The sequence below is a fragment of the Kolteria novifilia genome, from assembly GCA_007748055.1.
Classification (GTDB): domain Bacteria; phylum Planctomycetota; class Planctomycetia; order Kolteriales; family Kolteriaceae; genus Kolteria; species Kolteria novifilia.
In genome coordinates this window covers 3,765,561-3,786,692 of record CP036279.1, presented here as the reverse complement: position 1 = coordinate 3,786,692, position 21,132 = coordinate 3,765,561, and the positions used below count along the sequence as shown (strand labels likewise).

The 21,132-nt window shown below is 61.3% G+C and carries 18 protein-coding genes; 5 read left to right on the top strand and 13 right to left on the bottom strand.

The genetic code is table 11. The annotated features are described in order from the left end of the window. Positions 1-78 precede the first annotated feature (78 nt). Positions 79-1,851 (top strand): anti-sigma factor family protein, encoded by a 1,773-nt coding sequence (locus tag Pan216_RS13770; RefSeq protein ID WP_145258542.1) that lies wholly within the window; start codon positions 79-81, stop codon positions 1,849-1,851. A 65-nt stretch (positions 1,852-1,916) separates the two neighbouring features. Here Pan216_RS13770 and Pan216_RS13765 read toward each other — a convergent pair whose 3' ends face one another. From Pan216_RS13765 to Pan216_RS13740, 6 genes are all read right to left on the bottom strand, one after another. Further along, the gene (locus Pan216_RS13765; protein ID WP_145263962.1) at positions 1,917-3,368 is read right to left on the bottom strand and encodes a glycogen synthase; all 1,452 of its coding nucleotides are present in this window, start codon (positions 3,366-3,368) and stop codon (positions 1,917-1,919) included. Between the two features lie 67 nt (positions 3,369-3,435). Beyond that, a complete protein-coding gene (modC, locus tag Pan216_RS13760; protein ID WP_145258541.1) occupies positions 3,436-4,509 on the bottom strand; it encodes a molybdenum ABC transporter ATP-binding protein in 1,074 nt (357 codons plus the stop codon). Continuing rightward, the gene (modB, locus tag Pan216_RS13755; RefSeq protein WP_145258540.1) at positions 4,496-5,197 is read right to left on the bottom strand and encodes a molybdate ABC transporter permease subunit; all 702 of its coding nucleotides are present in this window, start codon (positions 5,195-5,197) and stop codon (positions 4,496-4,498) included. The genes modC and modB overlap by 14 nt, the downstream gene beginning before the upstream one ends. After that, positions 5,194-5,967, bottom strand: a complete 774-nt coding sequence (modA, locus tag Pan216_RS13750) for a molybdate ABC transporter substrate-binding protein (RefSeq protein ID WP_145258539.1) — start codon at positions 5,965-5,967, stop codon at positions 5,194-5,196. Before modA ends, modB begins: the two co-directional genes overlap by 4 nt. After that, positions 5,964-9,095, bottom strand: a complete 3,132-nt coding sequence (gene glnE / locus Pan216_RS13745) for a bifunctional [glutamate--ammonia ligase]-adenylyl-L-tyrosine phosphorylase/[glutamate--ammonia-ligase] adenylyltransferase (RefSeq protein WP_145258538.1) — start codon at positions 9,093-9,095, stop codon at positions 5,964-5,966. The genes modA and glnE overlap by 4 nt, the downstream gene beginning before the upstream one ends. A 158-nt stretch (positions 9,096-9,253) precedes the next feature. Then, on the bottom strand, positions 9,254-9,967 hold the full coding sequence (locus Pan216_RS13740; protein ID WP_419193638.1) for a cytidylate kinase-like family protein: 714 nt from the start codon (positions 9,965-9,967) through the stop codon (positions 9,254-9,256). A gap of 181 nt (positions 9,968-10,148) precedes the next feature. Here Pan216_RS13740 and Pan216_RS13735 point away from each other — a divergent pair, with 181 nt between their 5' ends. Beyond that, positions 10,149-10,712: an adenylate kinase family protein gene (locus tag Pan216_RS13735; RefSeq protein ID WP_145258536.1), complete on the top strand. Its 564-nt coding sequence runs from the start codon at positions 10,149-10,151 to the stop codon at positions 10,710-10,712. A 5-nt stretch (positions 10,713-10,717) separates the two neighbouring features. On the opposite strand, the gene Pan216_RS13730 is transcribed toward Pan216_RS13735, so the two are convergent. The 5 genes from Pan216_RS13730 to pstS form a co-directional block, all read right to left on the bottom strand. Next, positions 10,718-11,284: a VOC family protein gene (locus Pan216_RS13730; protein ID WP_145258535.1), complete on the bottom strand. Its 567-nt coding sequence runs from the start codon at positions 11,282-11,284 to the stop codon at positions 10,718-10,720. Positions 11,285-11,637: 353 nt separating this feature from the next. Next, a complete protein-coding gene (gene pstB, locus Pan216_RS13725; protein WP_145258534.1) occupies positions 11,638-12,462 on the bottom strand; it encodes a phosphate ABC transporter ATP-binding protein PstB in 825 nt (274 codons plus the stop codon). Positions 12,463-12,473: 11 nt separating this feature from the next. Next, positions 12,474-13,364, bottom strand: a complete 891-nt coding sequence (gene pstA, locus Pan216_RS13720) for a phosphate ABC transporter permease PstA (protein ID WP_419193676.1) — start codon at positions 13,362-13,364, stop codon at positions 12,474-12,476. An 8-nt stretch (positions 13,365-13,372) separates the two neighbouring features. Beyond that, a complete protein-coding gene (pstC, locus tag Pan216_RS13715; protein ID WP_145258533.1) occupies positions 13,373-14,317 on the bottom strand; it encodes a phosphate ABC transporter permease subunit PstC in 945 nt (314 codons plus the stop codon). A 107-nt stretch (positions 14,318-14,424) separates the two neighbouring features. Continuing rightward, a complete protein-coding gene (gene pstS, locus Pan216_RS13710; RefSeq protein ID WP_145258532.1) occupies positions 14,425-15,459 on the bottom strand; it encodes a phosphate ABC transporter substrate-binding protein PstS in 1,035 nt (344 codons plus the stop codon). A 263-nt stretch (positions 15,460-15,722) separates the two neighbouring features. Here pstS and Pan216_RS13705 point away from each other — a divergent pair, with 263 nt between their 5' ends. Next, positions 15,723-16,415 (top strand): ABC transporter ATP-binding protein, encoded by a 693-nt coding sequence (locus Pan216_RS13705; protein ID WP_145258531.1) that lies wholly within the window; start codon positions 15,723-15,725, stop codon positions 16,413-16,415. Further along, positions 16,412-17,209: an ABC transporter permease gene (locus Pan216_RS13700; protein ID WP_145258530.1), complete on the top strand. Its 798-nt coding sequence runs from the start codon at positions 16,412-16,414 to the stop codon at positions 17,207-17,209. Before Pan216_RS13705 ends, Pan216_RS13700 begins: the two co-directional genes overlap by 4 nt. A 192-nt stretch (positions 17,210-17,401) precedes the next feature. On the opposite strand, the gene egtB is transcribed toward Pan216_RS13700, so the two are convergent. Continuing rightward, positions 17,402-18,727: an ergothioneine biosynthesis protein EgtB gene (egtB, locus tag Pan216_RS13695; protein WP_145258529.1), complete on the bottom strand. Its 1,326-nt coding sequence runs from the start codon at positions 18,725-18,727 to the stop codon at positions 17,402-17,404. Positions 18,728-19,373: 646 nt separating this feature from the next. On the opposite strand from egtB, the gene egtD reads away from it, so the two are divergent. Next, positions 19,374-20,372, top strand: coding sequence for an L-histidine N(alpha)-methyltransferase (gene egtD / locus Pan216_RS13690; protein WP_145258528.1), 999 nt, complete (start codon positions 19,374-19,376; stop codon positions 20,370-20,372). Positions 20,373-20,618: 246 nt separating this feature from the next. Here the strand turns inward: egtD and Pan216_RS13685 are convergent, their stop codons facing one another. Then, complete coding sequence (locus Pan216_RS13685) at positions 20,619-21,125, bottom strand: GNAT family N-acetyltransferase (protein ID WP_145258527.1); 507 nt, start codon at positions 21,123-21,125, stop codon at positions 20,619-20,621. Positions 21,126-21,132 lie beyond the last annotated feature (7 nt).

Sequence of the window (21,132 nt, the reverse complement as noted above, 5' to 3'; positions counted from 1 at the left end):
CAAGAGCTGGGAATTGGGCGAGTCGGCGAGACCAAGCTGCCGATGGTGAAATCGGTGTTCTAGTGGCGGAAGGGTAACATGAGCACGCACGAGATGGAGCCGCTGCTCGGCGCATATCTCGATGGCGAATTGAGTCACGAGGAGTGCCTCCAAGTCGAGGCTCTCTTCGAGGACCCCGCCGCGCGCGCTTACCTTTCGGATATCCGCCGTATCAAGTCGATGCTGAGCCTTCTTCGGTGCAAACGTGCGCCCACGGCGATGATCGCCCGCTTGCACGAGATGCTCGAGGGCGATCCCTGTCCCTTCATCGAGCAGGAGATCGCGTCGCTGTTGGACGGGGAGCTTTCCTCGGCCGATGGCGAATCGCTTCAAGCAAGCGTGCTCGAACGTCCCGATGGTCAGAACGCGCGCGATGTCGTTACCGAGCTGAACGATCTGCGCGATCACCTCGGCTCGCTGCCGGTGGTTCCGGTACCGAGCGCGGTCAGGGCGTCGTTGGATCAGCGGCTCGCGGCGGTTACTCGCGAGGAGTCGTCGGAGATCTCGCAGGCATCCGATCCGGAACTCGTGGCCGCGATGGTCGACGGCGAACTCGCTCCCGAAGAGGCGGCCGAGCTTCGCCAACGCCTCGACCAGTCTCCAGAGGATGTTCTCGAGGCCAACGAGGTCTCGTCGTTGAGCCGTCTGCTCGCGAGCCTTCCGATTCAGCCGGTGCCCGAGGCCGTGCTCGAACGACTCTCCGCTCGGCTGCAACGACGCCGTCGGCCAGCGGGAACCTCGCCCACGACGGGTTCACGTCGCTGGACGTTGGTTGCGGGTTTTTCGGCCCTCGCGGCGTCGTTTGTCTTGTTGCTCTCGCTCCCGAATCGCAGGCACGATTCGTCGCCACCTTTGGCCGATGGAGGACTCTTGCCGCCGACGATCGAGGACTTGCCACGGACGCGGATAGCGTTCCCCGGTGGCGGGCTCGTCGTCGAAGGAGGCGACGCGGAGAGTCTCGCTCTGGAGGATGCGGTCCCGTCAGTCGAGGCGGAGCCAGGCGGTTCGGCCGACGGAGCACTCGTCGATGCCGACCGGTCCACGCTCGGGGCGGCGCGATTGGTAGCTAATGGCGTGGGTGAGCCGGACGGCGTGATCCGGGTCGCGCCCTCACAGTCGGTGATCGATTTCGAGCCTCCCACTCGCGGGAGGGGCGAGAGCGAACTGATTGACGATGTCGAAGTGGCGAAGAACCTTGGGTTGCCGATCGACGAGTTGGCATTGATGCAGCCTGGGCAAGTCGTCGAACTTGACGACCAGCAAGTGACGTTGGTCTGTGTCGACGTCGAGCGCGTCTTCAATCGGCTTCGGGTCGTCTTCTTCCAGAACGACGTTCGTTCCTCGTCCGGACCGGACACCCTTCACGCGGAAACGCTCGTGGTCGAAGTGACCGCCTCGCCGGACCAGTTGAGTTACGCGTTGGCGGATCTGTGGGCCCAGGAACGCGAGGGGATGCTGATCACCCAGGTCGAAGTCGAGGCTCCCGACTCGTCGATGACGCGGATGCGTGCGGTCCCGCGCGTCGAAAAGTTGGTGGTGGCTCCGCCCGTGGTCGAGCCAGGGCGCCGACAGGCCGAACGTCGCTTGGCGGCGAAGGCCCGCTCGCTGAAGCTACCCAGTACCGAGAAATCGACGGTGGTTCATGCTCGACCCGCGTCGCCGGAGATGTTGCCTGGCGCGGGGTGGGCGGCGAAGCCGAATGAGCTGTTGCGGCCCAACCGGGATCAGTCACCGTTGATTCGATTCACGATTGTGATCACGCCGGAGCAGGGGGGGCGATCGTTGCAGCCTCCCACTTCCCGTCGCGGCTGACCAAAAGGGGGATGTCGGACCACGCAGGCCGTGCCACGCCGTTCTCGTTCGAAATGATCGACCGCCTAGCTGCGTCGTCGTTCGATCGCCCAGCCGTAGAGTTCTTCGTACCGCATTGCCGCGTCGGACCAGAGGTAACGCTGCCGCATCGCGCGATCTTTCATCATCTCGAGATGATGAGGACGATCGTAGAAGGTGGATACCGCCCACCCAATGCTATCGCCGATCGCCCCAGGCGATAGATCGTAGAACTTGAACCCATCCCCATCGCCGGTCCATTCGTCGTAGTTGGCGACGGTGTCCTCGAGTCCACCCGTGGCGCGGACGATCGGTAGCGTGCCGTAGCGCTTGCTCGCGAGTTGGCTCAGCCCGCACGGCTCGTAGCGCGAAGGCATCAGCAGGTAGTCACATCCCGCCATCACGAGATGGGCCAAGCCGAGATCGAACCCAATGAAGGCTCCCGCCTTGTCCGGAAAGCGTGAGGGGAGCTCTCCGTAGAAGAAGTGGGCCCAGACCTCTCCCGTACCCAGAACGACGAACTGAAGGTCCATGTCGAAGATGCGCGGAAGCGCCGAAGCGAGGACATCGACCCCTTTCTGGTAGGCCAAGCGAGTCACCATGCCGACAATCGGCACGTTTTCGCGAACGGGAAGGCCCATTTCTCGCTGAAGCTGGGCCTTGCAGTATCGCTTGCCTTCGAGGTCGCCCGCGTCGAACCGCCGCTCGAGAAACTTGTCACTCGACGGGTCCCACTCACGGTAGTCGCATCCATTGAGAATGCCGACCAAGTCGGCGGAGCGATCGCGCAAGACGCCGTCGAGGGCCCAGCCGTGCTCGGGTAGTTGGATCTCCCGAGCGTAGGTGGGGCTGACGGTCGAGACCTTGTCCGCGTAGAGAATGCCTGGCTTGAGGTAGTTGAGCTGGTCGTAGAACTCCAGGCCGTCGGGCGTGAACCGCTCCCAGCCGAGCTGGCTATGGATGATCTGGTCCTTGGGAAAGACACCTTGATAGCCGAGGTTGTGGATCGACATCACCGACGCGGTGTTGTAGAGCAGCGGGTGATCGGCATCCCAGGTCTTCAGGTAGACCGGCACCAACCCGGCTTGCCAGTCGTGGGCGTGCATCACGTCGGGGGCGAAGTCGATCGCCTTGCACAATTGGCAGCATGCCCGCGAGAAGAAGGCGAAGCGTTCGGCGTTGTCGTCGTAATCCTCCCCATCGTGCTGGTAGAGGGAGACTCGCGCGAAGTACTGATGGTGTTCGATCAAGTAGACGGGAATGTCCGTCTCGGGAAGTCGCGTCTCGTGGACGGAGCACCACTGTTCGCCGAACCCGAGAGGAACCCCAATCGTGTCGACGCGAGGATGGATCTCCCATCGGTCGCGGTCGATGCAGCCGTGGAAGGGCATGACGATCCGCACATCGTGTCCGAGATTCCACAACTCCGCCGGCAGTGACCCGACCACATCCGCGAGACCGCCCGTCTTGGCGAAGGGAGCAACTTCGGACGAGCACATCAGAATCTTCAAAACAAGGAGTCCTCAAGGTAGGAGTTCGCACCGAGCCATCGTAGTGATGGGAGTCTTAGTGGACCAGCGTGAATGACCGTGTCTTGACAAGGCATCTTACCTGTCGCCCCGGCCCAAGTTGAAGCTCCTCGCACGCCTCCCTTGTGATTTCCGCCCACAGCGCGATCCCGACGTCGACGCCGACGAGCACCCGGTCGCGCAGCGGCACCAGATGATCAACCGTTCCCTCCAAACTGTTGCGGATGCTCGACGACTCCGGAACGGTCTGGCTCAGGCTCACCGTGTTGGGCGCGAACGTGATCCAAACATCGCTTTTCCCCGCGGGAGGCTCGGGCAAGTGCAGCGTCTGTCCCTCGCATTGACCGATCCAGCTCCCCGACTCATCCCGGCGCAGGTGGGTCACGTGAAGGAGGTTGGATGGACCCAGGGGGCCCTCCAAGGCGAGTTGACGCTGCCGCGACAATGTCAATGCTGTCGGCCCCATGTCCACGACGCGTCCCGCGTCGACCACGACGACTTCTTCGGCCAGCCGGCGAACCTCCCATTGGTTGTGGCTGACGTAGATCGTCGGCAGACGCCATTCTTCGAGGACGCGCTCGAGGTATTCGAGGATCTTCGATTTGAGGGTCTCATCAAGGGCCGCCAAGGGTTCGTCCATTAGCAACAGCGACGGACGTCGCAACAGCGTCCGACCCAGCGAAACCCGCTGTCTTTCCCCACCGGAAAGGGCGTTCGGCGAACGTTTGAGCAGTGGGGCAAGTTCCAGGACCTCGACGACCCGGTCGACGGAGATCTCGCGGGGGGAGTCGAGGCGATGCTTCCACCCAAAGAGGAGGTTGCGTTCGACAGTCATGTGGGGAAAGAGGCGATCATCCTGAAAGACCAAGCCGACCGAGCGACGTTCCGGAGAGACGACCAGATGGTGGGTGGTGTCGAGCCACGTCCGCTCGGCGAAGCGGATCCGACCGGAGTCGACGGGCAAGAGTCCGGCGATCGCCGAGAGGATGCTGGTCTTGCCGCTTCCCGACGGCCCAAAGAGGGAGGTGACGCCGGCCTCGGTCGCGAAGGAGACCTCGAGCGAGAAGGTGCTCGTCAATCGACGGCGAATAGAGACGTCAAGCCGGAGCATGGGACGGGTCGCGATGTTCCACGAGGCCACCAATGGCGAGCGCCGCGCCCGCCAACAACACGGAGAGAAGAGCGAGGTGCCCCGCGGCGGTCAGGCCGTCGGGACGCTGAATCTCGGTGTAGATCGCCAGAGGAATGGTCCGGGTTTCGCCCTCGATATTGCCGGCGAAGAGGATGGTCGCGCCGAACTCGCCCAGCGATCGGGCGAAGCCGAGGAGACAGCCCGAGATGATCCCTCGCATCGCCAGCGGGAGGGTGATCGCCCAAAAGGTCCGGCAAGGACCGGCTCCGAGACTGCGCGAGGCGACCTCGAGCCTCGGGTCGACCGCATGAAACCCGAGTCGCATCGAGCGGACCATGAGTGGAAACCCGACCACCGCCGCGGCGAGCACGGCGGCCCACCACGTAAACGCGACCGAGATTCCGAACCACGCGTCGAGCCATCGGCCGACCACCCCATTGTTGCCCAGCACCAGCAGCAGGAGGTAGCCCACGACCACCGGGGGAAGCACCAAGCCGAGATGAATCGTCAACTCCACGAGCGACTTGCCGGGAAATCGGCGCCGAGCGAGCACGTAAGCCAGAGCGATCGCGGGGATGATGCTGAGCAGGACCGCCATCGACGCGACCGAGCAGCTAAGCCAAACCGCTTCGCGCTGCGCCGCGTTGAGAAAGACCGAGCCGGTCATGGGGAAACCTCGAGAGGTAGAAACCCGTGTTTCATCAGGATTCCGTGTGCTTGCGACGATTGCATGAAGTCGAAGAACTTCCGGGCGGGAGCATTCTTCTCGCCTCGTTTGGTCAACATCAGAGGGTAGATGATCTCCGCGTCGGGGGCAAACGGCGAAATCACGTCGACGTCGCCGCTGATCGCCGCGTCGGTCGCGTAGACGATTCCGGCGGGGACCTCTCGTCGTGCCACCAGCGCGAGGGCGTGGCGGACGTTCTCGGTTGCCAGTACCTTGTCACGCACGTCTTGCCAAAGGCCCAACCGTTCGAGCGCCCGTTTGGCGTAGATTCCGGCGGGAACTCCTTCCGGATCGGCGATCGCGAATCGCGTGACTTTGTCGGAGGCCAGATCCTCCGGAGTGGTGACGGACCAATTGTTGCCCGTGGGGACGATCAAGACGAGCCGATTGGAGACCAAGTCGACCGAGCTGGCAACAAGTCCCGATCGTTCGAGCACCTCGCGCCACTCGATGTTGGCGGAGAGGAACAGGTCCGCGGGAGCCCCGTGCTCGATTTGCCGCGCGAGGGTACTCGAGGAGGAGACGCTCAATCGGCAATCGACCCCGTGGGCCTCCTCGAAGGCTCGGACGATCTCTTCGCAGGCGTCGGTCATGCTAGCCGCGGCGAAAAGGGTGATCGTCGCGGTAGGAGCGGAGGGGCCTGGAGGGGAACACGACGCGCAGGAGCAGAGAGTCAAGCCGACGATCAAGAGGTGGGCGACGCGACTCATCGGCGCGTCCGTTCCCGCTCGAGTTCGAGGCAGTGACGAAAGTGTTGCCGAATCGCCTCGGTGTGTTGCTTGTAGCTCGCCGTGAGCTGTTCGGCCGCGTCGGCTCCTTCGTACCCAAGCCGCAGCGCCAGCTTGGTCAGGGCCTCCTTCGTATCGGGCATCTCTCCCGGGGCGAGGTTGTGGACGATGCGCAATCGGCTGTCGACGGCGCGCAGGAAACTGTAGCCCTCTTCGAACGTCTTGACGGTCTCCTTGTCCCAAAGTCCCGCACGGCCGATCATCTCGAGCGACTTCCACAGGTTTGGTTCAAGGATCTCCGGCACCTTGCCGCCGTGACGGAGCTGAATCATCTGCACCGCGAACTCGACATCGACGATGCCGCCCGAAGCGCGCTTGAGGTCTTGCGGACCACGGCTCGCTTCGAGACGTCGGCGCATGCGGTCGATTTCGTCAAAGTAGACCCGCTTCCATCGGAAGCGGCAGACCGCGTTGCGGATCGCGGAGTTGACGCGGTCCGCGAAGTCGAGGTCGCCATGAATCGCCCGCCCTCGGGTCAGCGCCAGTCGTTCCCAGACATGGCTGCTTCCGCTCGAACGGTAGTAGGCGGAAAACTTCTCGAGAGGCAACGCGAGGCTTCCCGATTGCCCCGATGGTCGCAGTCGCAAGTCGATGGAGTAGAGACGCCCCATCGGTCCCATGTGGCCGGCCGTTCGCACGATGCGTTGAGCGAGTTCGGTAAAAAACTGGTGGTTGCTCGTCGGTTCGCGGAGCAGCCGCTTACCGTTGGCGTTCGTCATTCCGTCCTTGTCGTAGACGAGCACGAGATCGAGATCGCTGTGGTACATGAGTTCGCCGGCGCCGAGAGTGCCGAGCCCAATCAAGCAGTAACGCGAGATGCGCGAGGGGCGAGTGGCGTGGCGTGGTTCGCCGTACTGCTCGACGAGACGATCCCAACAGTAGTCGGCGATCGAGGCGATCATCGCTCGAGCCAGTTCGCTCAACTCCCGCAAGATCTCTTGCTGCGTCGTCTTTCCCAACACGTCGCGAATACCGATCTCCAGGGTCCAGGTGTTCTTGAAGCCATGAAGAATGGGGTCGAGTTCCTCGGCGCCCTTGAGCAGGTGATCCAGTTCCGCCTTCAGGGAGTCGAAGTTCGCGACCTTGTTCATCGCCAGCGAATCGAGGAGTTCATCGATCATTCCGGGATTGTTGATCAAAATCTCCGAGAGGTACTGGCTCCACGAGCAGAGGTTGACGTACAGCCGCAGTAGGGCGGGGTTGATACTGAGGCTTTCCCAAAGGGCTCCCTTGGCACCGAGCGACGCGGTCACTTTCTCCAGGTTGACCAGCGCCATGTCGGGGTCGGGAGCTTCGCTGATCTGCTTCATCAGTCGCGGGGCGATGCTCGCGAGAAAGTGCCGGCACCGAAGCGAGGAGAGAAAGGGAATGTCCTCCCGCGCCAAGAGCGTCAAGTTCTTGTAGGCGAGTGGGATGTTCGAGAAGAGGTAGCGTCCCAGGGTCTTTTCGATCCGTTCCTGTTCCGGATTGGGATCGAAGATCAGATCGGTCTCCGGTTCTCCCTTGGCCTGACGGTCCGGGTCGGGAGGGAAGAGGTCGAGCATCAACCGGTTGAGGATGGCGCGGTTGCGGGCGGTAAATCGCCGTAGATCGCCGACGAACTGCTCGCTGGGTGGCACCGTGTTGCCCGAGAGATATCCGAGACGAAGAGCGAGCTTGTTGAGTTCGGACGGGGATTGAGGAATGCGGTGGGTTTGCAGATCGAACATGAACTGCAAGCGGTGCTCCGCCTTGCGAAGGAAGCGGTACGCGGTCTCGAGCGAAGTCAGTTCATCCGAGCGAATACAGCCGGCATCGGCGAGCTTACGTAGTGCCTTGATCGTATTGCGCTCGCGAACCGCGGGCAGAACCCCGCCATTGATCAACTGCAAGAACTGAACGACGAACTCGATGTCGCGGATGCCGCCGTGACCGGTTTTGAGGTCCGTATCTTCCGCGCCGGCGGTGCGCGTCTTCTCTTGGATGCGGCGTTTCATCGCCTTGAGGTCGTTAATTTCGGCGTAGTGAAGATGACGGGCGTAGACGAATGGAGCGATGAGCTTAAGCAACTCGTCGCCAAGCTTGTAGGAGCCCGCGATGGAACGGGCTTTCACGAGAGCCTGACGTTCCCAGTTGCGTCCAAAGCGTTCGTAGTACGCCAGGGTGTTGGCCAGCGACAAACAAAGCGGAGCCTCGGCCCCGTGTGGCCGCAATCGCAAATCGACGCGGTAAGCTTGTCCATCCTCGGTCAGGGCGGAGAGGTAGCGCACGATCTCCCGAACGACGCGCGAGTAGAACTCGTAGTTCTCCAGAGGCGGCTCGCCGTCGGTCTTGCCGTCGACATCGTAGACGACGATCAGGTCGATGTCGGAACTGTAGTTGAGTTCGCGACCACCGAGTTTTCCCATGCCCAGCACGACGACACGCGCCAAGCGACCGCTGGGGGAACGGGGTTCGCCGTGGCGCTGTGAGATCTTTTGGTAGGCGAGCGTCAGCGAGACTTCGACCAGGCAGTCGGCAAGATCCGAGATCGACGCGGTGATTCGTTCGAGCGGTTCGCCGAGGATGATGTCGCGGTAGCCGATGCGCAGTAGCTCGCGTTGGCGGTGGCGACGGATGAGCCGAAGGGCGCGTTTCTCGTTGCCCGGTTCCTCGTGAATCTCTCGGAGGATGCGGCTTCGCTTCTGACGCGGGTCGATCGGGCGGTGACCGTGCTCCCAGAGAAAGTCGAAGTGCTCCGGATGACGGATGATCAAGTCGCTGAAGTATTGGCTCGACGCGAAGAGTTGAATGAGGATGGCCAGCGCGTGCGGTTTGTTGAGCAGGAACGTGATCGTCGCCGCGGAATGTTCGACGCCGTCCAACATCCGTTCGATGTTGTTGAGCACCATGTCCGGATCGGCGGAGGAGGGCAGATACTGGGCGAAGCGCCGGCAAAGGTCGACCACCAACTCGTCCGGGATCCCGTGTCCGGCGATCGCGGCAATGTTGCGCCTGGCGGCCGACTCATCGGTGAACCGACAACGCTTGAGCCAATCGCTATCAAGAAATGTCTCAATCGAATCGGGCAAGGAGTCGCGACTCCGTTCTCAACGGGATGGGAAAACTCAATGGAAACGGCGATGCTCGGGCAACAGCCCATCGCCGTCATCGTGTCCGAGCGACCTAGCGTCCACGGGAGATGGTGACCCTAAACGGCCCCCTCGATGGCCCGTTTAGGGATCGACTCCTATCTCTGTGGCGGCAACGAGTGCTCCAGGATGTGCTCCGCTTTGGCCTTGGCGGCGCTGGCGATCAAGGTCGCGCACCCCTCAAGTCCGAATTCCGGGACATTCAAAATCAGGTCGTACGAGGAGACATCCGTCGACGCCTTCCCGAAGGCTTGCTCAAGAAAACTCGATCGGGCGTCATCGCGTTCGCTGACGAAGCGCTCGGCCTCTTGGAGCGAGAGGCGTTCCACTTCGGAGATGTACGCAATTCGGTCTCGTTCGGGCGCGATCAGCCGAACGTGGAGGCGGACGTCGGTCGGCAAGAGAAAGCCCGCGCCGCGTCCGAGAATCACGCAGTTGCCGACCGCCGAAAGTCCAAGCACCACCTGGGCGAGCGGCAGAAACTCCTGGTGGCAGATGGGGGGATCGCCTTGGTGAATGCGAGCGACCTGTTCCTCGATCCACTCAAGCGCCGCCGGTGACGGTGATTCCTCGATGGTGGAGCAGTACTCGGGATGCTGGATCATGCATTCGAGGGTGTCTTGGTCGATCGACTGCCAACCGAGTAGCTCCGCCGTCCGTTGGGCGATGGCACGACCGCGCGAGCCGGTCTGGCGACTCACGGCGATGGTGATGCCCGGGACGAACGGCTCGGAACCGTCACTCTCGCCGGGTGCGTAGCCGTGCAGCACTGGACGGTGCAGGGTGTTCATCGCTCCACGATCATTGGTCACGTCGGGTTCCTTCCTCAACAGCTCGGGTCGGATCAGCATCTTCGAAGGCTATTCTACCACTTGAGAAGAGGGGGAAGACCGCCGCGGTTCGATTTCTTTCACGGAACCAAGCATCGACTGGCCGAGGGCTCCCATTCCCTACAATACTCGCGACTGACCTATACCCGCGAGGCGACGAACGATGCACAAGTATATCTTCATGGGCCCCCAGGGGAGTGGCAAGAGCACTCAAGCGGATCTTCTCAAGGCCGACTTCGATCTCGTGCACATTTCCGTTGGCGAGATCTTTCGTTGGCACGTCACCAATCACACCAAGACGGCCGCGCGGATCACGCGGATCATCGATGCCGGACAGTTGGTGCCCGATGAAGTGGTCGAGGAGATCGTCGCCAGTCGCCTGCAACTCCACGATTGGAACTATGGTTTCATCCTCGACGGTTTCCCGCGGAATCGCCCGCAAGCGGAGTTCTTCCTCGAGAGCTACGACATCGATGCGGTCGTGCTCTTGGATGTGCCCGAGAAGATCGCTCTGGAGCGGATCATGAGTCGGCATCGCTCCGACGACACGCCCGAAGCCGTTCGAGGACGGCTCGCCGACTACCACTCCAAGACCAAACCGATCATCGAACTCTTCTCCCACAAGGAACTCGTCTACCGAGTCGACGCGGGGAAGGGAGTCGAGGAGGTTCAACGGGAAGTCCGGGAGCGACTCGGATTCCCCTTGAACGTCGGTTCCAACGGCTGAGGGGCTCAGTTCTTCATCGGGCCGATCAGCTCGACGAAGTTGCCGTCGGGATCGCGGACGAGCGAGAGATAGAGATTGGGAAAGCCTTTCGGGAGTGGCACCGGTCCCTTGGCAAGTGACGAGACTTTCGTCTCCGCCAACCGCTCGAGAGCGCGATCCAAGTCCTTGACACGAATGGTCAGGTAGCTGAATCCAAGGCGGGAGACGATGGTCTTGTCGTCGTTGGAGGTCGCCGATCCGACGGGACTTTCCATCAGCTTCAGACGTGTCGCGGTGGGAGCTTCACCCAGAACGAAGACGCGGATGTCCAAGCCTCCGTCGACTGTCAGTCCCGCGTCACGGCAGAAGTCGGCGGCAACCTTGAAACCTTCGACCTCGGTGAAGCCGATCGTCTTGGTGTAGAAGTCGGCCGATTTCTCGAGATCGCTCACCACGACGCCCAGGTCGATGGTCTCGCTCGCGAACTCGCCGGTCGACGCCGCCGATTGCGCTGAATTCGGCGCGGCCCAGACGATCGTGACGACCAACGCCAGGGCGCCGCCAAGGACCACCAGCCAGTTTCTGTTCCTCATCGTTGAAAACCTCCGAAGCAGGGGAGAGTGGTTCATCGGCCGACGCCAAACCTCCTCCTTCGGAGGAAGGCGCGTGTCGAACGTTTGGCCATGGGGCTCGTCCGGTCGACTGGGGCTCATCCGACGGAAGAGCGTCGGCCCGCGAGATGGCATCTTACGAGCGTTGCGCGCACCGATCACTGGCCGCTGGCAAAGAAATGGCAACTCGTAGCAGACGTGAGTGAGAAACGCGAGAGGAGAGGAACGATTTCCTCGATGGGGGCGCCGCGCGTTGTCTGCGACGGGGCTGGAAGCGGAAGCGATCGCTGAGGTGGTTGCTCACCCCAGCGACCGAAGTGACATCGCGGTGACGCTCAGCCGACGTCGCCGTGGATATACTGCTTGGTGAACTCTTCCCGGGGATCGGTGAAGAGCTGGTCGGTGTGACCGTACTCGACGAGGTAGCCGGTACGTCCCCCTTCGCTGGTGTCAACGTAGAGGAACCCGGTCTTGTCGGCGACGCGTTTGGCTTGCTGCAGGTTGTGCGTGACGATCGCGATCGTGTACGACTCCTTGAGGTGTCGCATCAGCTCTTCGATCTTTAGGGTCGCGATCGGATCGAGGGCGGAACAGGGTTCATCCATCAGGAGAACTTCCGGCTCGGTGGCGACGGCGCGGGCGATGCAAAGACGTTGTTGCTGACCACCAGACAAGGAAAGGCCACTGGCGCGGAGCTTATCTTTTACTTCATCCCACAGGGCGGCATGCCGCAGAGCACGCTCGACGTGCTCGCCCATGTTGCCGCGAAATCCGTTGAGTCGAAGCCCGAACGCGACGTTGTTGTAGATGCTCATCGCGAACGGATTGGGCTGTTGAAAGACCATCCCGATGTGCCGCCGAACGGCGACCGGATCGACCTTCGGATCGTAGATGTCGGTGCCGCGGAAGTGAACGTGTCCCGAGAGGCGAAATCCCCTGACGAGATCATTCATTCGATTGAGGCAACGCAGGGCGCTACTCTTGCCGCAGCCCGACGGGCCGATGAAGGCGGTAATCGAGTTGCGGGTAAATGGGATATGGACGTCCCGGACAGCCTTGAACTTGCCGTAGTGGAGTTCGTCAATCTTGGCGTCAATGACGACATCTTGTTGGGCACCGGTCTCTCCGGCTGACGTTTCCGACTGGGTCGCGGTCGACATGTGGACTCCTGTCAACGACTCGATCTGGTAATGCGTTGCCCGATCAGGTTCACGGCCAAGACCAACATGACGAGGACCAACGAGGCACACCACGCCAGCTCGACTTGGTTCTTGAACGGCACGCTAGAGAAATTGTAAATCAAAACAGCCAACGATGCCGTCGGTTGTGCCAGATTACCATCGAACCAGTATTGATTGAAGAGCGCGGTGAAGAGCAGGGGAGCCGTCTCGCCCGCCGCTCGCGCCACGGCCAACATGACGCCGGTGAGCATGCCGGGAAGTGCCGTTGGCAACACGACTTTCCAGACCATCTGGGTTCGTGTCGCGCCCATGCCGAGCGCGGCTTCGCGTACTTTCATGGGAACCTGTCGCAACGCCTCCTCCGCGGTGAGCATCACGATCGGGATCATCAGGATCGAGAGGGCGATCCCACCGGCCACCGCGGAAAAGGTTCCCATCAGCAGGACGATGGTCGCGTAGGCGAAGACGCCCGCGAGAATCGAGGGGAGGCCCGTGAGCACCTTCGCGCAAAACCGGACCACCGAGGAGGTCGAGGAGTTTCGGCCGAACTCGGACATCTGAACCGCGGCGAGCGTTCCAAAGGGAACGGCGATGAGCGCCGCGACACCCACCATCACGATCGTCCCCATGATCGCGTTGCCGAAGCCTCCCCCGGTCATGCCGGCGGCGGGGGGCAGCTCGGTAAAGATCGCCAAGTTCAATCGCGCGATACCTCGCCAGATCAACATGAACAGGACCGATAAGAGCGGCACGAAGGCGAAGATCGCGATCAGTCCCGTCAAGATGCTCATCAGCATGCTGAAAAGCGTACGAAACGAGGTCATTGAACGATGTAGGCGTGGTTCAGGCATGGGTATCGCCAGGGAGGTCGCTTGCGGCATCTTGGTCATTAGTGGGCTCCCTTCATCCCGGCGGAGGCACGCCAAAGGATCAGTTCGCCGATCACGTTGACCAGCAGCGTAATCCCCATCAGCACCAGCGCCGCGTACATCAACGCTCCCACCTCGATCCCCTGAGCCTCGGGAAAGTGGTTCGCGAGCAACGCGGAGAGCGTGTTGGCGGGAGAGAGGACCGAGACACTGATGACGCCGCTGTTACCCACAAGCATCGCCAGGGCCATCGTTTCCCCCAACGCTCGTCCGAATCCGAGCACGATCGCGCCAAAAATGCCGGTCGAAGCCGCGGGCAGGACGATCTTGAAGATCGCTTCCCAGCGGGTTGCCCCTAGGCCTATCGCGCCCTCACGAAGTCGTGGCGGGACATTGACCAGTGCGTCGCGAGAGACCGCCGCGATCGTCGGCAGGACCATGATGGCGAGGACGATCGCCGCCGGCAGCATGCCCGGCCCGGCGAACGGAGTGCCAAAGAGCGGGAAGTCACCTAAGTTGTTGTGAAGCCAGTCCGCCATCGGGCGAATCAGGGGGATGACCACGTAGATCCCCCAGAGCCCGTAGACGACGCTCGGGATCGCCGCCAGGAGTTCGACGACGTTCTTTAGCAACGTTCGCCACGCGGGAGCGACGAAGTCCTCGCTGACGAAGATCGCGACGCCGACTCCGAAGATTGTGGCGAAGAGCAGAGCCAACCCGGAACTGTAGAGTGTCCCCCAGATTTCGGGCAAGACACCAAACTTCTCGCGGTTGGAGTCCCAGTGAGAGGTCGTCATGAAGGAGAAGCCGTAACGCTGTAGAGCGGGGAAGGCCGATTCCGTCACCTTGTAGACGATGAACAGCACCAGGGCGATCGTCGCCCATGCCATGAACCAGGTGAGAAAGCGGAAACCGCGATCCCAGGCGACGTCCAATCGACTCGGAGGGCGTGAATGGGAAACCATGCTTAGCAGTCTCACATCTTGCGGCTCCGGTTCCGCGAGGGAACCGAAGCCAAGTGGGCCAACATCGCTTTGTGATCTAGGATCGCGTGTGGGGCGATCGGTCTGCGCTACGGTTGAATCGACATCGCCGCCTTCTCGACCGTTTCGACAACCGAGGCAGGGAGAGGAATGTAGCCGAGTGGCTCGGCATCCTCTTGTCCTTGGTGCAGGCCGTACTTGATGACGTCCTTGAGCGCCTTGGCGATCTTCGGATCGTTGTATTTCTTATAGCAGAGAAGCCAAGTGTAGGTGACGATAGGATACGAGCCCTTACCTTCCGGATCGGGGATGAACGCTCGGAGGTTCTCCGGCAGGGAGGTATTGGCGAGGGCGGCTTGACCCGACTTGAGCGAGGGAACGACGAACTCGCCCGCCTTATTCTCCAGCGTCGCCATCGGAATGCCACCCTGCTTGGCGTAGCCGAACTCGAGGTAGCCGACGGCACCAGTCGTTTGCGTGATCAAGGCCGCGATTCCGGCATTGCCCTTGGCGCCGACGCCGGCGGGCCAGGCAACGGTTTGCCCAACTCCGCAGTCGCTTTTCCACTTCTCGCTGATGGATGACAAGTGATTGGTGAAACAGAAGGTCGTACCGCTACCGCCGGCGCGATGGACGACCGTGACCTTCAGGTCCGAAGGCAGGGCCGCGTCGGGGTTGTCCTTCTTGATGCGCTCGTCCGCCCAATCGGTGATCTCGCCGAGGTAGATGCCCGCGAGTGCGTCGCGTGACAGTTTCAGCGGCTCCTTGAGCGAGGGGATGTTGTAGGAAACGACGACACAACCGGCGGTCATCGGAAGAAGTTGAACGCCTTGCTTGACTTTGGCGATCTCTTCGTCGGTCATCGCGGCATCGCTGGCGCCGAAGTTGACCAATCCCTGAGTGAATTGCTGGATGCCGGCACCGCTACCGGTGGCTTGATAGTTGACGGTGACATCAGGATGAAGGCGGTGGTACTCGATGAACCAACGCTGATAGAGAGGAGCGGGGAAGGTGCCACCGGCCCCTTGAAGCGGCGTACCGCCGGCGCCCATCTGGCACGAAGTAGGAACCAAGACCAAGGCCGCCAAGGCCAACGATGCCGCCAAACATTTCAACCGAAACATTGATTGCCTCCCATGCGCCCAGATGATGTGCTCACCCTACTGACCTCTTTCGACCAGACTAGCCGAGCAATGAACCTTTAAGAAATCTTCACGACCGCCGTGACGATCCGATTTCGATCGTCTAGGATTCGACTGCCGAAGCTGTTCGCTTCTCGCGGGGTATATAGCGAATCGTCGACGCGGGAACATCGTTTGGTCCATGTTTCTCCCACGTCCGTGAAAGGCCGTTTCCATCCCAGTGAAGGGACCATAATCTACGTCTCATGAGATCCGACCTTGAAGCGGCCGCCATCGGCGTGCGTGTGGCGTCGAGGGAGCGTTGGCTTCTTCGCGACGTCGACTTTTCTGTCAGTTTCGGGGAACGCGTTGGCCTCTCGGGACCATCGGGAGGCGGCAAGTCGACGCTCTTGCGCGCCCTGGTTCTGCTAGACCCGCTCGAGAGTGGTTCGATCCGTTGGCGCGGAAACATCGTCGACGAACTCGCCATCCCGACTTTTCGATCGGAAGTCACCTACGTTCACCAGCGTCCCGCGTTCCTGGAGGGAACCGTCGAGGAGAATCTTCGACTCCCTTTTCAACTACGCGCTCAGTCGGGTCGGAAGTACGACGCCGAACTCGCGGTCCGGTGGCTGGAACGGCTCGGTCGCCCGCCGGAGCTCCTCACCCAGCGCGCCGATCGTCTCTCCGGAGGCGAGGGGCAACTCGTCTCCCTCGTTCGTGTGCTGCAACTGCGGCCATCGCTCTTGTTGCTTGATGAGCCGACCTCGGCGCTCGATCCGGAAACGTCTGGTCGCGTGGAGGAGGTCCTCGTCGGCTGGGTCAAGGACCGCCCCGACGAGCGCGCGTGCGTTTGGGTGAGCCACGACGCCGATCAAGTGGAGCGAGTTTCGACGCGCCGGTTGCTCTTTGCGAATGGACAGTTCGCGTCGCCAGTTGGAGAAGGGGCGTCGACATGAGCGCCGAGTATCTCTCGATGGGGTACGGCCAGATCCTGGCCGCGACCCTGCTCATCATCGTGAACATGGGCATTTCGCTCGTTCTAGGGCTCGCTCTCGAGAGGCGCTTGCTGGTCGCGTCGGCCCGAACGGTGGTGCAACTCTCGCTCTTGGGCTTTGTTCTCGGTTGGGTCTACCAACATCCCCAGTGGTACGTCTTGTTTCCGGTCGCGGGCCTGATGACGTTCGTGGCCGGGCATGCCGCGATTCGCCGGGTTCGTCGGACCTATCCGAAGGCGCTTGTGACGGGAACAACGGCGATGGCCGCGGGGAGTTGGTCGATCACGCTGATCGGGTTGATCGTGATTGTGCGACCCACACCTTGGTACGCGCCGCAGTACGCGATTCCGCTTCTGGGCATGATTCTCGGCAACACGCTCAATGGTATTTCGCTGGGAATCGACCGCTTCGGAGAGGAATTAGTGAACAAACGCGATCGCATCGAGACCTTGCTCGCCCTGGGAGCCACGCGTTGGGAAGCGGCTCACGAACCGATGCGCGAAGCCCTGAGAACTGGCATGACCCCGATCATCAACAGCATGTCGGTGGTTGGCATCGTTTCGATCCCGGGGATGATGACCGGGCAACTGCTGGCCGGTGTCGTGCCGGTCGAGGCGGTGCGGTATCAGATGATCATCATGTTCATGATCGCGTCGGGCACCGCGCTGGGGACCCTCTTGGCGGTTTTGCTTTCGTACTTCCGCCTATTCAGCAACAAGCATCAGCTGCTGGTCTCGCAACTGACGAGCCGTTAGCCGGCTGGTTGGTAAGTTCGCTCCATGACGTCTCGGCCCCTCAAATCGTGCGGGAGTTTGCCCAATCACCGGCGCTTCCCGCATGCGCACGGCGAGGGTGGGCAGGGCGGCCCCGAAGAGTCTCTTGGGAAATGAAGTGACCAATCAGGACAGTAGCTCGATGGCGCTCGTGAAGAAATTCCTTCGGAGGGCTCAAAATGCATCCCGGGCCAAACGGATCCCGCTGAACTGCCATCGAGCCGACGGTGGAAAGAAGTTGCGATAGGTCGATCGGATATGCCACGCGGCGGTGAGGCAACTTCCGCCCCGGAGAATCATCTGGTTGCACATGAACTTGCCGTTGTACTCTGATAGCGGCCCTTCTGGAGGTCGGTAGCCTGGATACGCGGTATAGGGGCTCGACGTCCACTCCCAGACGTCGCCAAAAAACTGAGCGGGCATGCGGTCGGGTCGGACGGCGGGTTGCGGATGAAGGCAATCCTCCTCGAGGAGGTTGCCGACGATCGGCTCGGAACTCGCGGCGGCTTCCCATTCCTCTTCGCGCGGCAGCCGCGCCCCCGCCCAGCGGGCGTAGGCATCGGCTTCATAGTAGCAGACGTGACAGACCGGCTCGTCGGCGACCAAGTCGCGGCATCCCGTGAGCGTGAAGATCTTCCACTCCGATCCATCGCGGAACCAGTAAGCGGGGGCCTCCCATCGTTCCTGGCGACATTGGGCCCAGCCATCGGAGAGCCACCATTCCGCTCGACGGTACCCTCCCGATTCCATGAATTCCAAGTACTCACCGACCGTCACCAAGCGGGTGGCGAGTGAGTATGGAGTAAGCAGGAGCGAGTGACGTGGCGATTCGTTGTCATACGCGAACGACGCGTCCGACGTGCCGACCTCCGCGACGCCGCCCGGATAGGTCATCCAATCCAACGAGACCTTCCCCTCGAGCATCGTCGACTCGGTCGGTCGGTAGATGGGCCTCAAGGGGTTTTGCCCCAGGACGCTCTTCAGATCGGTGAGAATCAACTCTTGATGCTGTTGCTCGTGGTGAAGTCCCACCGTGACCAACGGAGCGAGCCTCTCGAATGATTCCCGGTCGGAGCTGGAGATCCATTCCTCGACCAGTTCATCGATCATCGAGCGATACCGGTAGACTTCCTCGACCGTGGGGCGAGAGAGGAGGCCTCGGCTAGGTCGGGGAAATTGCTGGCCGAGAGAGTTGTAGTACGAATTGAAGAGATAGTCGAACTGGGAGGGGCCGAAGCGATCGGCGTCTCTCGTGTTCGCCAGGACCATCTTCTCGAAGAACCAGGTGGTATGGGCGAGGTGCCATTTCGTCGGACTGGCGTCCGGCATCGTTTGAACGACGTAGTCTTCGATCTCGAGAGGGACGCACAGACGTTCGGTTTCGGAACGGACGTGTCGGTAAGCCGCGAGAACGTCCGCACGCTTGGCGTCACTCGGGCGACAGTCCGAAAGAACTTGCGTGCGCTGGTTCAATCCGCTTCGCGCTGTCGACAAGGTCATGCCATCCTCCTTCGACCTGGTCACCGCGGCCATTCCCCCATTTTGAAAGCTATTGGGGGGGAGTGGCCGTCGAGATGGATAGGTTTCGAGCGATCGTGAAGCGTCATCAGCGTTCATGGCGTCGGGCACATTTCCGCGAGTCATGAAACCTTGGTGAAGCCTCGACCGAGCTTTCGGCCTCCTCATGGTATCGGAGTCGCGCCGATTCGCTTTGCCGATTATTGCCGCCAGCGCGAATTTTGACCAGAAGAGGACGGTTCGGCGAATGCCGTTCGGGTTGTCCCCACTTCCAGAAGCCATAGACACAATGCGAACGGGGCCGATTTCACGGGGCAGACCAACCGGACCGATACCGGACGCCCCACGTTGGGCACTTGGACGATTCGGGTCGAAGCGGACATTTTCAAGACGAACAGACCATGGCGTCTGGGCGTTTCTCGTCGAGAACCGACGCATGCCGCGACATGACCTACGATCACACTCGCTGCCTTTATGACGAATTACCGACAGTCGATGCGCAGACCGACCCAGGATCTGCCGGGAGGAGGCTCCCTAGACTGAAGCAAGCTCACACATAGCTGGCCCGTACCTTCTCGGTAGTCGCGTCGAGAGTTCACTCTTCGAAATCAAGGGAGCGTTTTATCACATGTCGACGGTTCAAATCAACGACCGCTTTCAGCTACACAGTCTCGAGCAAGAAGACGTCTTCTCCGTCTTGGTTCGGGACGTGCGCCATGGTTTGAGCAACGATCCGAAGTCCATCAGTTGCGTCCACTTGTACGACGAGATTGGTTCGGAGATCTTCGAGGAGATCTCCGCGATGCCCGAGTACTATCTACCCGAAGCGGAGTGCGAAATCTTCCGCGAGCGGGGGCGCGAACTCGCGTCCCTGTTCGATCATCCGGTCAGCATGGTCGATCTCGGCTCGGGGAGTTCGACCAAGACACGAATCCTGATCGAGGCGTTCCAAGACGTTCACGGCAGCGTTCGCTACTTTCCGGTCGATGTGTCCGAGACGATGCTCACCGAGAGTTCGCACGACCTCTTGTCCGACTATGACGATCTCGAGGTAATCGGAGTCGCCGGCGACTATGACGACGGGCTGCGGATCGCTGGGGAGCACGACGATCGGCCGCGACTGGTCGCGTTCGTCGGCTCGACCATCGGGAACTTCTACCCAAACGACGCCATTTCGTTGATGCGCCGCGTTCGCCGACTCTTGGGGCCCAAGGATCTCTTCCTGCTCACGACGGACCTGCGCAAGGAACGTTCGACGTTGGAGCAGGCCTACGACGATCCCCACGGGATCACGGCTCGCTTCAACTTCAATATGGTTGATCGCCTCAACCGGGAGTTGGACGCCAACTTCGATCTCGACGCCCTCGAGTTCCGGGCCGCGTTCGACGAGGAGGCCGGTTGGATCGACATGGGCCTCGTCAGCACGCGAAACCAAAAGGTTCGCCTCGACGTACTCGACATGGAGGTCGAACTCTCCGAGGGTGAGTTCATTCGGACGGAAATCTCCCGCAAGTTCACGCTTCCGGAAATCGACCAGTTGGCGCGCGAGTCTGGCATGAAGGTCGTCAACCAGTGGTTCGATTCCAAGAACCGCCTCGGCGTCAACATCTTGGCTCCCACCAACTAGTGCAAGTGCACTGGTCCATCTAGCCTTGGGGGGCCACTGGCTGCTTGTCAGCCAGTGCCAAAGGGTTAGGGTTGCACGAATACCAACTTCAAGTTGGAGCAGAGCACGAGTGACTTGCGGCTCCTTGATCTCGGCTTCCACTGGCTGCATGTCAGCCAGTGCGAGCTGAGCGAGGGCCCGTCTATGGGATTGGAATCCCCGGGTGCGTTGCATTTGCTTGCAACGGTGGCCAAAGGATCCCACACGTCAGCGTGGAACCCGATCGCGCGAGACTTCGGTTGGTGACGGAAGCGTCATCTCCAAGTAGTTTCCGCTTCCCGAAACTCCCCGTCCCGACTCGATCCATCCCTCCCGCCGGTAGAATTTCAGGGCATGGCGATTCATCGAGAGGCACTTCAGACGCGCGGGCCTTCCGATCCGTTCGACGGTCGCGTCGAGTAGGGCCCTTCCATAGCCGTGGCCGGTCCAGCCATTCTTCAGATAGAGGTGGTGAATGAACCGCTCGGGAACCCAACTCGCGGAAAACCCGATGGTTTGCTCGCCCAGGGTCGCGACGAGGATCAACTCACCGCTCGTTTGCCGATCGAAGTCATCGAACTGAAAGAGATTCGCGGCGAGCCAAGTGAACGTGCTCCGGCGTGAGGATAGATAGATCTCCCGGAGGGTGTCGCGGTCGGTTTCCACGAACTCCCGGATGTGCAAGCGTTCGTCGTGGGAGGAAAAGGTTTCCGTTGTCGTGCGTTCGCTGGCCATTGCTCTC